The sequence below is a fragment of the Mesotoga sp. genome (assembly GCF_035363035.1).
Classification (GTDB): domain Bacteria; phylum Thermotogota; class Thermotogae; order Petrotogales; family Kosmotogaceae; genus Mesotoga.
Window position 1 is genome coordinate 1 of sequence record NZ_DAOSEH010000059.1, and the last position, 15419, is coordinate 15419.

General features: G+C 53.0%; 12 protein-coding genes. All 12 read right to left on the minus strand.

Features of this window, described 5'->3' with window-relative positions; genetic code table 11:
- Positions 1-630: 630 nt before the first annotated feature.
- From PKX57_RS08825 to PKX57_RS08880, 12 genes are read right to left on the minus strand one after another with little or no spacing between them, the layout of a single operon-like run.
- A complete protein-coding gene (locus PKX57_RS08825) occupies positions 631-1599 on the minus strand; it encodes a Gfo/Idh/MocA family protein (protein ID WP_472412090.1) in 969 nt (322 codons plus the stop codon).
- 4 nt (positions 1600-1603) lie between these two features.
- Positions 1604-2614, minus strand: coding sequence for a Gfo/Idh/MocA family protein (locus tag PKX57_RS08830; protein ID WP_472412088.1), 1011 nt, complete (start codon positions 2612-2614; stop codon positions 1604-1606).
- The gene (locus PKX57_RS08835; protein WP_472412087.1) at positions 2602-3381 is read right to left on the minus strand and encodes a PHP domain-containing protein; all 780 of its coding nucleotides are present in this window, start codon (positions 3379-3381) and stop codon (positions 2602-2604) included. The genes PKX57_RS08830 and PKX57_RS08835 overlap by 13 nt, the downstream gene beginning before the upstream one ends.
- Entirely contained in the window at positions 3371-4474 is a 1104-nt protein-coding gene (locus PKX57_RS08840; protein ID WP_472412085.1) for an alkaline phosphatase family protein, read from the minus strand. The genes PKX57_RS08835 and PKX57_RS08840 overlap by 11 nt, the downstream gene beginning before the upstream one ends.
- Positions 4471-5232, minus strand: coding sequence for an endonuclease/exonuclease/phosphatase family protein (locus PKX57_RS08845; protein ID WP_472412083.1), 762 nt, complete (start codon positions 5230-5232; stop codon positions 4471-4473). Before PKX57_RS08845 ends, PKX57_RS08840 begins: the two co-directional genes overlap by 4 nt.
- A complete protein-coding gene (locus PKX57_RS08850) occupies positions 5229-6299 on the minus strand; it encodes an alkaline phosphatase (protein ID WP_214075427.1) in 1071 nt (356 codons plus the stop codon). Before PKX57_RS08850 ends, PKX57_RS08845 begins: the two co-directional genes overlap by 4 nt.
- Positions 6300-6319: 20 nt before the next feature.
- Positions 6320-7156 (minus strand): ABC transporter permease subunit, encoded by an 837-nt coding sequence (locus PKX57_RS08855; protein ID WP_214075428.1) that lies wholly within the window; start codon positions 7154-7156, stop codon positions 6320-6322.
- A 1-nt stretch (position 7157) separates the two neighbouring features.
- The gene (locus PKX57_RS08860; RefSeq protein ID WP_214075429.1) at positions 7158-8393 is read right to left on the minus strand and encodes an ABC transporter permease subunit; all 1236 of its coding nucleotides are present in this window, start codon (positions 8391-8393) and stop codon (positions 7158-7160) included.
- A gap of 40 nt (positions 8394-8433) precedes the next feature.
- A complete protein-coding gene (locus PKX57_RS08865; RefSeq protein ID WP_472412081.1) occupies positions 8434-9672 on the minus strand; it encodes an ABC transporter substrate-binding protein in 1239 nt (412 codons plus the stop codon).
- 3 nt (positions 9673-9675) lie between these two features.
- Complete coding sequence (locus PKX57_RS08870) at positions 9676-10803, minus strand: ROK family transcriptional regulator (RefSeq protein ID WP_472412079.1); 1128 nt, start codon at positions 10801-10803, stop codon at positions 9676-9678.
- A 10-nt stretch (positions 10804-10813) separates the two neighbouring features.
- Positions 10814-11635 (minus strand): hypothetical protein, encoded by an 822-nt coding sequence (locus PKX57_RS08875; RefSeq protein ID WP_214075432.1) that lies wholly within the window; start codon positions 11633-11635, stop codon positions 10814-10816.
- A 14-nt stretch (positions 11636-11649) separates the two neighbouring features.
- Positions 11650-15051: a metallophosphoesterase gene (locus PKX57_RS08880; protein ID WP_472416850.1), complete on the minus strand. Its 3402-nt coding sequence runs from the start codon at positions 15049-15051 to the stop codon at positions 11650-11652.
- Positions 15052-15419 lie beyond the last annotated feature (368 nt).

Consider the following 15419-nt stretch of genomic DNA (forward strand, 5'->3'; position numbering starts at 1 on the left):
CGTGATTCTGAGTCAAGCTCAGAATGACGGGAAGGAAGAAGGGCTGTCATCCCGTAGTGCTCTTATACGGGATCTCGCTCTTCCCGCTCTTTCGAAGGAGCGGAGATGCCGGATCAGGTCCGGCATGACGGAAAGGAGGAAAGACCGCGAAAATGGGGACTGACGGGCTCCTGACGTCTGTCCCCGTTTTTCGCGAAGACCGGGCATGACGTGAGGGAGGAAGACCGGGATCCTGACTTGGAGCGCGTCAGGATGACGCGAGGGGAGAGCCTGCCCTGATGAGTCTGTCCTGAAATGCTCCTATTCAGGACTCCTATTCAGGGTCATCCCGTAGTGCTCTTATACGGGATCTCGCTCTTCCCGCTCTTTCGAAGGACGGAGATGCCGGATCGGGGTCCGGCATGACGGGAAGGAGGAAGAACGTGATTCTGAGTCATGCTCAGAATGACGGGAAGAGACTGTCATCCCGTAGTGCTCCTATACGGGATCTCGTTCTTCTCGTCCGTCTCTAAACAGAGGTAAGAGGAGGAGAGGTCAGAGGTAAGAAGATCAAAATCCCGCTCTTCTCGCCTCACACCTCTACCCTCTCACCTCTGGTTTCGCTCTTCCAAGGACGGTTCTTCTCGCTCTTCAGACTTCCACTACCTTTCCCTCTCTGAAGCTTCTGTATGCAGCCATTACGACTTTGAGCGACTGCAAACCATCGTTTCCTTCGGTGAAAGGCTCCTTGCCCTCCTTAAGGACTTTCAGGAACTCCTCTATCATTAACGAATCGAGATTGTCGCCGTAATTTTCCCATCGATTGCCCTTTTCGTTGGAATAGACCTCGATCTTTGAGTTGAAGACATCCAGAAAGAGCGTTCCCCTAGTTCCGACTATGTGAAGCGTTACATCTCCCCAATAGGGATGTGCCTTCGGTCTAGACCAGCTGCAATCGAGCGTCATGTACTGTCCTGTCGAGAGCTTGAACATCTCCAGTCCGCAGTCTTCGACCGGTATATCGTGTATAAGAGTGCCGTAAGTGGCGTAAACCTCCGTGAATTCACAATTCAGAAGCCATCTCACTATATCCACCACGTGCACTGTGTGGTCCATAACGGCGCCGCCACCGCCCAGAACGGGGTCTGTGAACCAGCCACCCGGCATTCTCCCGTGGTTGGTTCCCACCAGACTCACCACCTCGCCCAGCAGGCCGCCGGTGATGATCTCCCTGGCCTTTCTCACGGAAGCGCTGTACCTAACCGGAAAGGCCATTTGAAGCTTCACATTGTTCCTGTGGCAGATCTCGATCATCGCCTCCGCGTCTTCCACGCTTGTCGCGATAGGCTTTTCACAGAGAACGTGTTTTCCGGCTTTGGCAGCGATTTCGACGAACTTCCTGTGGGTCGAGTTCTCGCTCGTCACTATCACGCCATCGCTGCCGGCAACGAGTTCTTCGGGGTGTTCGCAAGGCTTGACACCAAGCTCTTTACAGGCCGTACTCATCCTGGATCTGTCCTCGTCGAAAAGCCCCGTTATCTCGATATCGTTCATTCTCTTCAAGGCTCTCACATAGCTGTAACCGTGCATATGCGCAATACCGAGGATCGCGATTTTCATCATCTCAAAACACCTCCGAAAGCTCGACCGGTCTGTGCAGCTTTGCCGACAGGTTGGCAGCCAGCGCGACTCTCAACGATTCTACGGCTTCTTGCCCGTTAACCGGGACTTCCCTGTCTTCATCTATCGAAAGTATGAAAGATTTCAATTCTTCAGCGTACGGATCGTAATAGGCGGTATTCTCCTGCGAGTATTTCGGCTTTCCGTCGATCGAGGTTTGCAGACGAAGCGTCGTCTCTCTCTCGTAGCTGTTGGTTATCATTCCCTTTGTACCAACGAATTCGTAGAAGGTTCCGAAGTTGACAGGCATCCCGGCCGGCTCGGCCCAGCTGCCTTCGACATGCGCCAGAGCGCCGGACTCGAACCTAAGAATCGCCATGCCATGATCGAAAGAGTCTTTCTTCCTTTCCGAGCTCAGCGCTACGGACCTCGCTTCGACGGTCTTGACAGGCCCCAGTAGTTTTCTGAGAAAATCGAAGTCGTGTATGGAGAGATCTACGAAGACGCCTCCGCTCTTGTCAATATCGGCAAACCAGTTGTCAATACCGTGAGAGGGAAAGGAACCTCCCCTGTAAAGTCTTGCCATCACTATTTCTCCGATGTCTCCGGCAAACGCGAGCTCCCTCACTCTTATATATTGCGGAAAGAAACGTACGACGTGGCCCACCATGAACTTCCTGCCGCTCTTTTTTGCCGCCCCGTCCATTGCCCTGGCCTCTTCTATCTTGAGCGCTACGGGCTTTTCGCAGAAGACGTGCTTGCCGGCCTCTAGCGCCCTGACGGCAAGCTCGCCGTGCGTGAATGTCGGCGTGCAGATATCCACTATGTCTATGACGCCGTTTTCCAGAACTTCCTCAAAGCTGGCGACGTTTGCTCCGTATTTTTCGGAGATTGCCTTCGCCCTGCTTTCGACTGGATCGACTATCCAGAGGGAACTGATCTCACCCATGGCCCGGTAGGCCCTCGCGTGGACGTTCCCCATCATTCCAGCTCCAAGTATCGCTATCGAGTGCATCTCGCTCCTCCTTTTCTCTTTTCCGGTTTGAATATATCGGCTTCGTTCAATCGAGTGCAGTTCAACACTCTGGTTATGAATTCTCTCTTCATAAGCTGTTCCGGCCCGTGCGAATCGGTTCCGTAAGAGAACCTAACGCCCTTTCGTTGGAGGAGATCGATCACCTCCAACCGTGGCGACGAGGACATCTCGTGTATCTCCACGGCCACACCGCTCTTTACAAGAGCCGGAGCTATCGAGGCGTACCAATCGAGCGTGAGATACTTCGCCGCGTAGTAACGCTCGATCTCGCGGCGTTCATCGAAGGTTCCGCCGTTTGCTCCAAGAGGTGCCGTGGGAAGATAACCCTCGACATGGCCCAGAACCTGAAAGCCTCCCTTTTCTATTCCGCGCTCTATGTAAGTCCTGTACTCTCTCCAGTAGTCGGATTCGCTTTTATGTCTTCCGTTTACCCTGTGTACGCTGGCGATCAAGAAATCGAAAGGTGGCGCCCCAGTCGGAAGCATCAAACCGTCCGGTCCCAGCCCCGTCTCGCCACCAAGAAAGACTTCTATGCCAGAATTTTCCGCTTCCTTTTTGAACCTGTTGAAGAGGTCCATATAATGGGCTTCCGACACGGCCACAGAATGGGGCAACCCCGTTTCGAAGTGATCGGTTATCCCGCATTTCGACAGGCCGGCACGTTTTAGCGCAGTCAGAAGCTCTTCGAAGGACATCGAACCATCGGAAAAGACCGTATGAATGTGAAAGTCAAAATCAACGCCCATCATCACAGCTCCAGATGTTTTCACCATCGAATTTCCTTTCGCTTTCTATCGAGAGAATCCTCAGTGTCGTCGGTACGATATCGGCCAGTCTTGCCGCCGGTATTCTACGGCTTTTCAACATACTACCCTGGAAAGCGATCACGGTTCCCTCCTCGCCCTCGGTTCCATGATAGCCGAATCCCCCCATTTTCACCAGTGCCCTGGCTGTGGTAACCCCTTTGTTCAGCGTGCAGGCTATATCTCCGTAGCGGCCGTTGCCCAGGCTTTCCATCTCTTCTTTCGAATAGACGCGCCAGAGTTCTCTCTCGTTTCTCAAACGATCGGTTATCTCTACGCGAAGGTTCCTGGCTCTTTCGCTCAGAAGAAAGATCGGCACGGTTGGGTATCTAAGCATCGCAATGTCGAGGTTCGAGAACGATTCGCCCTCACCAATGAAAGCTGCCTTCAGATTCATGGAGGCGAAAAACTCCTCTATCGAAAAATCGCTTGCCCTGTCGGCGTAACTCATTGAATGGTCTGACGAGATCACCAGGAGAAACTCCCTTCCCTTCCAGACCTCCAAAAGCCTGCCAATCGCCCAGTCTATCTTCTCGACCTCGGCCAGTGTCCTTTCATGGAAAGGACCGAACCTGTGACCGGCTGCATCAACGGCCTGAAAAATCGTGAAAACGGCGTCAAACTCTTCCATGCAACCGGCGATGAGGTCCGTCATTCCCGTCGTATTGGCCCCGTCGGTCTGGGTGTAAGAAATGCCTGCCCGTCCTTCGAGCATGAAATGCTGCACCGAGGCCACGCTGTAACCATTCTCGACGAGTATATCGCCAATAGTCGCCACTTTCAGATCGCGTAACTTTCCCCTCACCCTGCCTGCCCCTATATCCAGTCTGGTGTTACACTCGATTCCATGGCGGTCGGGAAGGCAGCCGGTGAGTATGGTGCTCATCATCGGCGTCGTGAGCGTGGGAAAATGGGAAGTCGCCTTCTGAACAGATAAACCTTCCTCCATTATCCGTTTTATCACCGGAGCTTTCGCCCTGGCGAGAATTTCCGGACCGAGCGCATCGACTGTTATGAAAAGCAATCGCGGTTTCATCTTCCCATCTCCAGCAAAGCCACAACCGGCAGGTGATCGGAGGCCAGCGAGGGTACGGTGTAGGCGTTGACCGGAAGAAATTCTCGACTTGCCAGGATATAGTCGATCTGCGGGCCGGGGTTGTTCGCAGGTATAGTATGCAGGTCGATACCCAGATAATGATTCACCGATCTCAGTTCCTCTATCACTTCTTTCATGCGGTTCTCAAGATCGAAATACTCTACGTTGAAGTCTCCCGCAACGATCGCCGGTAAACCGCTTTCTCGCACTATTGAGTAGATCTCGCCCAGCTCGGTCTCGATCTCCTTTATACCGGCCAGACCGAGATGTGTACCCACCACCAGAACCCGCACTCCTTCTATCTCGATTGTCGCGATGGCCGCTCCGCGCTTTGCGGCATTGAGCCATTTCGGCTGGGGCAAGGTTACGCTCCTGGCTTGGACTATCTCAAACCTGGCGAGTACGGCGTTACCGTAATAACTCGTCCCTTCGGTTGGCCCGAAGAAGAGATTCATACCGAGCGCTTCGGCGATCTCCCCGGCCTGGTGTATCCCGGCCGTTCTCGGATTGCCTTGATCGACCTCGTTGAGTATCAGAATGTCGGGCTCTTCGGAACGGACGACATCTATTATCCTCTGCAGATCGACAACGTCGTCGACCCCCCTCGCGTGGCGAATGTTGTAGGTCATAACCTTAATCGTCAGGGCCATGGATATCATCCCCATCAAAAGGAAGAGACAGACAAGGGCCTTTTTCATCTCACTTCACCCCCAAGAATCTCCAGAAGTATTCTATTGACATCACTAAGATGGAGGAAATCGGAGAAGCTTTCGCTACCTTCTCCGTAAGATAGGATCGGTATGTAAGAGGCCGTGTGGTCTCCGCTGCACCAGGCGATCTCGAGGTCGATCGCCCTCTCGTCGCCCATGATTATGCTCAGGCCGCCAGTCTCATGATCGGCCAGTATCAGGAAGAGAGTCTTCGAGTTATCGAAGCTGTCCAGCAGCAACCGAACGGTCTTCTGGAAGGCCAGCAACTCGGCCTTAACCGCCGCATCGTCGTTTATGTGCGAAGCGTCGTCTATCCTGGCCGCTTCTACTACCAGAAAGAGTTTCGGTCCGGCGATCAATTCAAGGCTCTTCCTGACGATCTCCGGCAGAGACATCTCGTTGGGAAGCAAAGCGTTTTCAAAGCTGTTATCACCCATCGAGAGAAAGGCCATGCTCCCCTTCTTCTCGCCGATCGGTTCGAAGAGTTTCTCGAACTGCAGGCCATATATGGTGTAACCACTGGCGGCCAATCTCTCGAGTGTTCCGTTCTTTTTGGGCTTTCCGGTGAAGGGATTCAGACCGAGTTTTTCAAGTCCGCCAGCGACGAAGAGATCGATATCGCTGTTCACTAGATCCTCGGTTATCTGAAGATCGTCGGTTCTGAAGGCGTGCGCGTAAAAAGCGGCAGGCGTGCCGTCATAATATCTGGCGTTGGTTATCATCGCGACCTTCCAGCCCCTCTCTTTCAGCACCGTTGCCACCGACTGCACGGGGTTGCCCGATGGATCGAGCCCGGCGGCGTTGTTGACCGTTCTGACTCCGGAGAAAAGGGCGGTGGCCGCGGCGGCCGAGTCGGTTATCAGGGCATCTACAGGCGAATTTAGACCGAGGGAGACCCTGAAGAGTCTCGTCGCCGGATTCTCCCCGTAGAGCAGTTCCGAGAGGAAGAGATGGTTGAAGCCCATACCGTCGCCGACGACAAGAACCACGTTATCCGGCGCGGCGAAAGACAGCGAGACGATCGACAGCAGTAAAGCAAACAGCAAAACTCTCATCGACAGAATTCTCTCCTTTCTTAACCTTTGAGACCAGTCATGGTTATACCCTGAATGAACTGCCTCTGCAGGAAGAGGTACAACACTATTATCGGAATAATGGCCATGGCGGCAGCCGTTATCTGCAAGTGTATCAGGTCTCCATACCTCTGTGTGAAGAATTGAACGCCCAGCTGCACGGTCCTGTGCCTGTCGTCGTTAACTACTAGCAAAGGCCAAAGGAAGGCGTTCCAGGTCGACATGAAGGAGAAAACGGCCAGCGCCGATAGCGGCGCCTTCAGATTTGGCAGGATGATCCGTACGTAGGTACCGAACTCGGAAGATCCATCTATTCGTGCGGCGTCGAGTAGATCGTCGGGTATGTTGACGATGAATTGCCTCATCAGGAAAGTACCGAAGATACTCACCGAACCGGTTATTATCAGTGCAAAGTAAGAATCGACCAGTCCTAGATCGTAGACCATTATATAAAGCGGAATGATGGTTACCGGGAAGGGTATCATCATCGCCCCCAGTATGACCTTGAAGATAATCTCCCGGCCTTTGAAACGGTACTTGGCGAAGGCGTAACCGGCCAGACTCGAAGAGAAGAGGTTCAGAACGACCGAGGAGAAGGTTACCAGGAGACTGTTGAGATAGTACCTTACGAAGGGGACGGTCTTGAATACTTCTATGTAATTGTTCAAAGTGAGCTTCTTCGGCAGGAACTTCGGCGGAAACTCGAATAGCTCTCTCTGATCCTTGAAAGTCGAGAGAAGCATCCAGACGAAGGGCATCAGCATTATGAAGGCGAAGATGATCAAAAGAGCATACGCCAGCGTGTAAAGAACGACCTTTGAAGTTCTTCTGGAAGCCATCTCATTCCTCCTTTAGAAGCCGTGTTACTCTCATCTGTATAAGGGAGATCGTAAGTATGATCGCGAAGAGGATTAGCGACATCGTACTGGCATAGCCCATTTGAAGCCTGCTGAAACCGTATTCCCAGATGTAATAAACGGCCGTTTTCGTTTCGGCGTTGCCGCCGGTCATCATATAAATCTCCGAGAAAACCTGTATCGCACCGATCGTGGAGGTTATGAACACGAAGACGAGCGACGGCTTCATCAGCGGGATCAGTATATACCTCAGTCTCTGCCAGCCGTTCGCGCCGTCGATCTGCGAGGCTTCAACCGTGGTTCTGGGTATATCGTTGAGCCCTGCCAGAAAGATGATGATATCATAACCCACTCCCCGCCAGACGGCGACGGCAGCGACGGCCCAGATGGCAGTTTTGGGATCGCCGAGCCAGTTGACCGGCGGTATGCCGAATACGCTTAGCACATAGTTCGCCACGCCGTAGTAGGGGTTGTATATCCAGTTCCAGATGACGCTCACCGCCACGACGGAAGTGACGGTCGGTAGGAAGTAAACGACCCTGAAAAAGCCCTTGAACTTCGGGATGGCGTATATCAGAAAGGCGAAGAAGAAAGCTATCAGTATCTTGGCTGGAATAACGCCCAGCGCGTATTTGAAACTGATCCAGATCGATCTCCAAAAGTACTCGTCGGAGAAGGCCTTTTCAAAGTTGGCCAGACCCACGAAGGGTTTGTTCGCGATCAGTATGTTCCATTTTCTGAAACTTATGAAAAGCGCGAAGAGGGCTGGAAAGAACGTCAGGAAACCTATTCCCGCCAGCATGGGCATAAGAAAAAGGTACGGTGCCCTCTTACGGTCTCTGAAAAGCGTTATCGTGGCTACAATTATCAGCAAAGCGCCAACGGCGAGGAGATACCAGCCCACCCAGGTCACTTTGAAGAAATCGATAAAGAACTTGGACTTCAGGGCCGGTTTCCACTGTTCCTTGGAAAAGATGCAGGTGAGATCGATAATCAACAGGACCAGTGAAAGAGCGAGAGTCAGAAAAATCTTTCCAAACGTGAAGGCCACAATACAGGCCAGAGCGAGCGGAATTATAATGAACGGCAAACGTACCCCTGCCAGAGAGAAGTCCCAGGCCATCAGGCTTTCTTTACCGCTCGCGAAGGGCAGAAAGAGCGATAACGCTATCAACAGTATTCCCGTGAAAAAAACCACTTTATGTTTACCCGGCACCATACCTTCTACCTCCAATCAAGGGCCTTTTCAGGCCCTTGAGTCAGAACTGACTGAAAGTCTCTTCTAGATAAATGTTTATCTCCTTTATAGCCTTCTCCAGTGCGGCTTTCGGATCCATGTTGTTGTTTATGATTTCATTGTAGGCTATCTCCCGCAATTCCGAAGCCGGATCGGCCCAACCCCTGGAGAAGGTCGGTACGGCGTACTTGAGAGACTCGAAGATCGGTACGTACAGATCGTTTGAAAGCAGCTCGGGATCTTCGAGAACCTTCTTAAGCGATGGGAGTTCGCCGGTCTTCAGCATCCATTTCTTCTGTGCGTCGGCCGAGGTAATATATGTCAGCCACTTCGCGGCAGCCTCACTGTCGTCGGCATCGCTCATTATAACGAGCGCCCAGTTTGTTATAACGTTGGCTCTCGAACCGGTCACCGGGTGAGCCGGCGCGAGCGCCGTCTTGAAGACCAGATCCTTGCTTCCCGTGCTCAGGAACGAACCGACCATGGCGCCGTGACCGAAGACCATGGCCTGTTTGATCTGCTTGAAACCGGTCCATCTGCTTCCGAACTCGGGAACATAGACCTTCTCGACCTTCACCGCATCGGTGATGAACTTCAAAGCTTCGAGCTGGGCCTCTTCGAAAACTATCTTTTCGCCGCTTTCATCCCAGAAAGTGGCTCCGGCTTGGCGCATGAAGGTCTCGACAACCGGATGATAGCCTGCTATTCCCCAGCCAGATTGCACCATCTTGCCGTCCTGCCAGATCGTGGTCTTTCGCGCGTATTCAATCAGCTCGTTCCAATCCTGCGGTGGTCTGTTCGGATCGAGTCCGGCCGCTTCGAAAAGGACGGGATTGTAGAAGAGAACAATAGTCTGGACATCGGTGGGAACACCATAGACCTCTCCCTCTATTACCAGCTTTTCGACCGCGGCCGGTATGTAGTCGTTGATGATACTTTCAGGAGTGACGACACTTTCGGGGAAAGGCTGAATCAAACCGTAGTTGTAAAACTCAGTCATAGCGTTCGAAGGGATCTGGGCGACGTCTGGGCCGCTCCCGGCCGCAAGGGCGGCGAGCAACTTGGTCTTGTACTCCCCCTCTGGAATGGCCTGCAGCTCGATCTCGATATCGGGGTTGGCTGCCATGAATTCTTCGACCATCTCCAGTATAAGCTCAACACGGGCCGGGGAGTAATGCATCCAGTGGGTGATCGTCGTCTTCGCGATGATCGGAGAGACTAGAAGCACCACCATGAAAAGTATCGACAGAACTCTCTTCATAATTCACACCTCCTGTTTTTCAAGCAAAGCGGAAAGAGCCACTGCCAGCGGTACCAGCATCAGCCTTTCCGTAGATACCGTTACAGTTTCGAACCTCAGATTCTTTCTCTTTATCGCCGTGGTGAAGATGTACTCTCTCAGGTAATCGAAAGTTCTGGAATTGTATACCGGGTTCTGGTTGTTCAACACGACCGTTTCTACACCGAGAAAATCGACCACGTTGGCTATCGCCGCACCGAGAAGGTCCAGCAACTGCTCGAAGACCTCGGCGAACTTTCTGTCGGAGGATACGGCGTACTCCTGGCTCAGAACTCCCAGCAGCGCCCTCTCGGGTTGTTTCAGATGGGACTCGTTCAGGTGAAAGGAAAATCTGTCCATGAGGCTCTCTCTAGCGAAATAAGCCGACAGGCAACCTCTCTTCCCGCACCAGCAGAGTGGTCCGTGGGGGTCGAGCTGGAGATGTCCTAGCTCCCCGGCACTCCCGTGAGGCCCTCTGAAAACCTTACCGTCGATCACAAGCGAAGATCCGAAGCCTTTGTCTATATAGAGGATGTCGGTCTCCCGAACCCTGCCGAAGAGGATCTCCGAGTAAATGAGGGAGTTGGCGTCGTTTTCTACCGTAACCGGACAGTCTAGCGCGAGTTTCTCTCCGAGAAAGACCCTTCCCCCGCCTGTGTAAAAGGCGTTCGTTACCGAGCCCGTCGCCCTTTCCACGATTCCCGGGGTGACGATGCTGAAAGAGACGAGCCTGTCCAGCTCTACTCCTCTCTCTACAAGCCTCTCAGGCAAAGCTGCCAACCCTTCTTCCACGTCGGTTCTTCCGTGCCCGATACTGAAGAAGTCTTTGATCCTTCCTGAAAGATCGCCCAGGGAAACGTCGAAACAGTTGGAGCGGATGTTCACCCCGCCGACCGATCTGGAATTTCTATCGAGAGTCAGCGGCGTAGAAGGACGTCCTCTGGTCTTTCTCGACTCGACGCCCTGCTCGGTGAGCAGTCTCTTTTCCATCAGCTGATTGACGACCCTCGAGATTGTAGCCTTGCTCAGTTTTGTGAGCGCAGTGATTCTGGCGCGGGAAAGACCGTCCTGGCGCCAAAGGCAGGCCAGGACCGTCCTCTCGGTATCGTTCAACTGGAGCAAATCACTCTTCTCCCAGATCGGTGATGTAGATATCGTATCCGCCCATTCCGGTATTTCTGTCGGCCGATGTGAAGACCAGAGTCTTGCCGTCGATCCAGACGCTTCTTTCGTTGTAGATCGAATTGACGTCTTTCTCGACGTGGATCACAAGAGAGAGCGAAGGATCGTAATAATAGATGTCATAACTGCCGTACGCGTCGCCTCTGGCGCCGTCTACCCAGATCCTGCCTAGCGGATCGACGAAGACCGACCACTCGTCGCCGTCGGTCGAGACCTCTCTGACCAGAACTGGCAGACTCCACTTTCCATCAACCTTCTCAGATCTCCAGACATCTCTCTTACCAACTATTTCGGCATCGCCAAACTTGCCTTTGGTTGTCAGATAAGCCACCGTCTCATCACCGTTGACCCATATATCCCATTCCTGGGTTTCGGTGCTCAGCTCGGGTATCATCACCGGATTCTTCCAGAGACCTTCTACAGGATCGAAAACCGCCCTGAAAAAGTCGTAATCTCTTTCGGTACCGGTGTACCGGGCAAAGTACATGATAAGAGTTCCATCTCTCTCGACAATGCATGGGCTTATTTCGTTCGCCGCGGTGTTGATTTCCCCCGGCACCGGTTCTCTTGGTCCCCATGAACCGTCGGCCAACCTCTCGGCGCGGTAAATGTCGTAGTTGCCGGCCACGAAGTACAGCGTATCCCCATGAAGCCATGGCATGCGCTCTATGCCTTCGGTATTCACGGGCAGATTTTCAACCTCGAAAGCCAGAAGGGGAACGGCTACCGCCATAACCAGAACGATCAGTATCGCCTTACGCATAAAAACCACCTCTCTCACATCGATTTTGAAGCTTTCGGTAACTCTTGCGAGATCTTCAAGATTCCCTCTCTATCGAGAATCACCAGCCTGTAACTAAGTGCGGAACCTTCGAGACTCTTTCTTGTTGTAACTGCAAGTATCTCATCGTGGTAGTCTATCGCATCGGAGTGCCTGTGGCCGAAAAGGGCAAGCATCAAATTTCCGCTTTCCAAAACCTCGACCAGCTCCTGCCGGTTCGGTTCCTTTTCGAAGAAACTCCACCTCGTGTCGAAAGGGTTATGGTGCGCGAAGAGTACCGTCTTGCGGTCATTATCGATCTCTCCCCTCAACCAGTCCATCTGTTCCTCCGAGACCATGCCGCTGACCAGTCCGTAATCGGAGTCTCCCGTGTCCATGAAAATATAGCGCCATCCACCCCACTCGAAGCTGAAGTAGAGCTCACCGAAGAACTCCGTCCACATTTCCTTTCCGACGACCTTTCCGGCCCTCTGACTGTCGTGGTTCCCGGGAATCACAAAGACCGGACATTCGGCATGCTCGATAAGTGTGCTCCTGAGAAAGGCGTAGTCATCTGGATAATACTGGGCCGCGTCGGAAACGTCTCCGGTTATGACTATCATCGTTGGCTCTTCCATCTGTGCGCTCTCTAGCAACTTTATGAACCCCTCGCGGTTCTCCGGTTTATTCGCTAAGCCCAGATGAATGTCTGTGAGCTGGACGATCCGAACCGTCCGGGAGCTATCGCCCAGAAAGACGCTCTTGGGCTCTATCCAGGAGTGGTAACCGGAGGAGCTCCGCGCTATGATCCTCAGATCGTAGAGACCGGGGACCGCGTTGCCTGTAATGATCGCATCGTTTCCGTAGCACATCACGGGTATCGTGCGGCCGTTACCTTGAAGGTAGGCCTTCACCGGCACGAATCCATCCTTCAGACTTATCTCGAATCTAACCTCATCTAGATCCACCATGGCCGGCGATGTCAGCCTCGGCCTGCGGAGAAAATTCGCGACTTCTTCAAAAGGCCCGATCTTTTCTTCCACAATCTCGACGAGGGCCATTTCCCAGCCGGTTTCAGACCGCTTCGCAACGCCGAGCTTATCTTCTATCCAGAAGGGATTCTTCGACTCTGTAACCTCCGCAAAGAGAGGCCTCACCTCACCGGAGACCGTGTCTAGCAAGAAGACTTCACCTTTACCGCGATAGTCGGCTACGAATGCTATCAAGTTAGAATCGTCATTGACTGCCGGAGAGGTTTCGTCGAAGGGGGTGGCCAGCAGTTTTCTCCGTGAAGCGCCGAGAGGGCTGTCCAGTTTCGAAAGTTCGACGAGATCCCAGCTTTCGCCCAGGTACTGGAAAACCAGTTCTCTACCGTCCGATGAAAAGTCGGCCGACTTAGCGTTGACTTCGATCACACTCTCACTACCAGAGGCTATCTCAAGCTCGACCAGTTCCCAGTGGCCGTTGGCCTGTCTTGAAAAGACCACCTTCTTTCCGTCGGGAGAAAGCACAGGCTCGATCTCGTCACTGGGCGAAGAGAGCAGTTTTTGCAGCTTCTTCGATTCAAGATCGAGATGGTAGATCTCCCAGCTGGAGTTCAGATCGTCTGGCGATATTCTGCAGGCGAAGACCAGCCCCTTTCCTTTAATGTCTGGATACTCCGCCTCACCCGGCAGGGCGAGCTTTACCAGCTCTCCGTCGATGTATTCGTAGATCGCAGGGCCGCTGCCGGCTCTCGTTCCTCCGACGGAGTACGCCGACAGGAACAACCTTCCGTCCGACGAGCTGGCGAAGATCCTGTCGGCGGCGCTCTCAAGTATCCGATCGTTCCCGGCTTCGCTCTCCACCTCTTGCGAATCTTCTACGGCTAGAAGAGCTTTATCGGCGACCGTCGAGAGAAAGATCATCCGGTTCCGCTGGATCTCGCTTATGTCGCTTTTTTCGGTCGGTCTCACATAGTAGTTACCTTCCTTGTCGAGCACCAGAACACCCTTCACTGAGGCGTAATCGCCGTTCTCCAGTCCTGAGATATCTATCTGCGCGTAAGAATAGAATTTAACTTTGATTTCACCCTTCGAATCTTCGTACTCCGAATCGCTCGAGCCGTCTATCACGAAGCCCCTGGCTATGGTCTCGTTGTCGTACTGGCTAACTTTTCCGAAGAACATTACCGGTCTGGCCTCGTATGCCGCCAGGGCCGTTCTGGGAGTATCGGTGAAGAGGATCTTCGGCGTCGGCAGATCGGCACCCTCCGAGAGGACTACGATGTCCTCCGGACCGGATGGAAGGATCACCAGACTGCCTATATCAGTGGAATAGCCAACAATCGATAGCGTACCCGTCACTCTGACCAGGTCTCCCTTCCTTACGAAAGGTTCTGTGAAACCGGCCCCGTAAACGAAGACCCCGGCCGAAGCGTCGGCTATCGTGAAGTAGTTCGCCTTATCGTGCCACTCGCCCGTCGAGACAAGTGCAACGCCTTCGACTGTCACTGTCTGGCCTTCGAGAACGTACTTACCGTCCATCGACGAGCGAAGATCGCCAAGTGTTGCAGTTATCTCTTCCCTTACCTCCACTGCCACGGGCGATTGGATCGCCTCGCCCTCCAGATCGACGGTGTACAGATCGTAGCTTCCGGCACCGCCTTTTCTGTCGCTCGAGGAGAGTATCAGTGTCTTTCCGTCGGTCCAGACGCTCCTGTCGTTGTACATTGTGTTTATATCTTCGCCGGGATGGACGATTTTCTTGGAATTCGGGTCGTAGTAGTATATATCGTGACCTCCGATAACCTCCTCCCTCGATCCGTCGATCCAGATCTTCCCATCGGGCGCGACGAAGACCGACCACTCGTCCCCGGTTGTATTGAGGACAGCCACGTTGAGAGGAGTCGTCCACTTGCCTTCGACCTTCTCGGACATCCATATATCTCTTCCGCCTACCGGAGCTGCGCCGCCGTGCGAGCCTTTCGTCGTTATATAGGCCAGAGTCTCGCCCTCGTTGACCCAAATTTTCCACTCCTGCGTGTCGGTGTTCAGTTCTTTAATCGAGGTCACATTTGTCCATTCTCCGCTATTTTTGTCCAGAACAGCCCTGAAGAAATCGTAGTCGGTGGCGTCGCTGTAACGGGCGAAATACATGACCAGATCATCACCGCTCCGTACCACGCAAGGGCTGATCTCGTTGGCCAGAGTGTTGACCTCGCCTTCCACCTGTTTGATTTCACCCCAGCTGCCGTCTTCTTTCAGGGCAATCTGATAAATATCGTAGTTGTTTCCGACAAAATAGAGAACATCTTCGAAGAGCCATGGCATTCTCTCGATGCTGCTCGTGCAGAAGGGCAATAGTTTCGCTTCGAAAGCAAATCCTGATAGAACGATCAAAATCGCTTCCACAACGAGCAAAAACCTCTTCCAGTTCATATAAAAACCTCCATACCACACCAAAATGTGAGCCGACAGGATAGCAACTAGACTTTACAACTAACCTCACGTACAAACCAAACCGTAGTAGTCGCTGAATTTCGATCAGACTAAAATACAGGCCATCTCGCGCGGAAATAACACCCTTTTTCTCAACGGTAGCCGTCCGGTATTTAGTTTCACCTCGAGACTAATAAACCACAACAACTCTTACTTGGAAGAGCGTAAAGCGGTAAATCGTTCCGACGCTGCGCGGGAAGAGCCGTCCTTCGGAAGAGCGGTTTTTCGTTGCGGAGCTAGGAGCTTTGTTCTTCGTTCGCAAGAGCAAAAAGCCGTCCTTGGAAGAGCAGTTTCTCGTTCCGACGCTG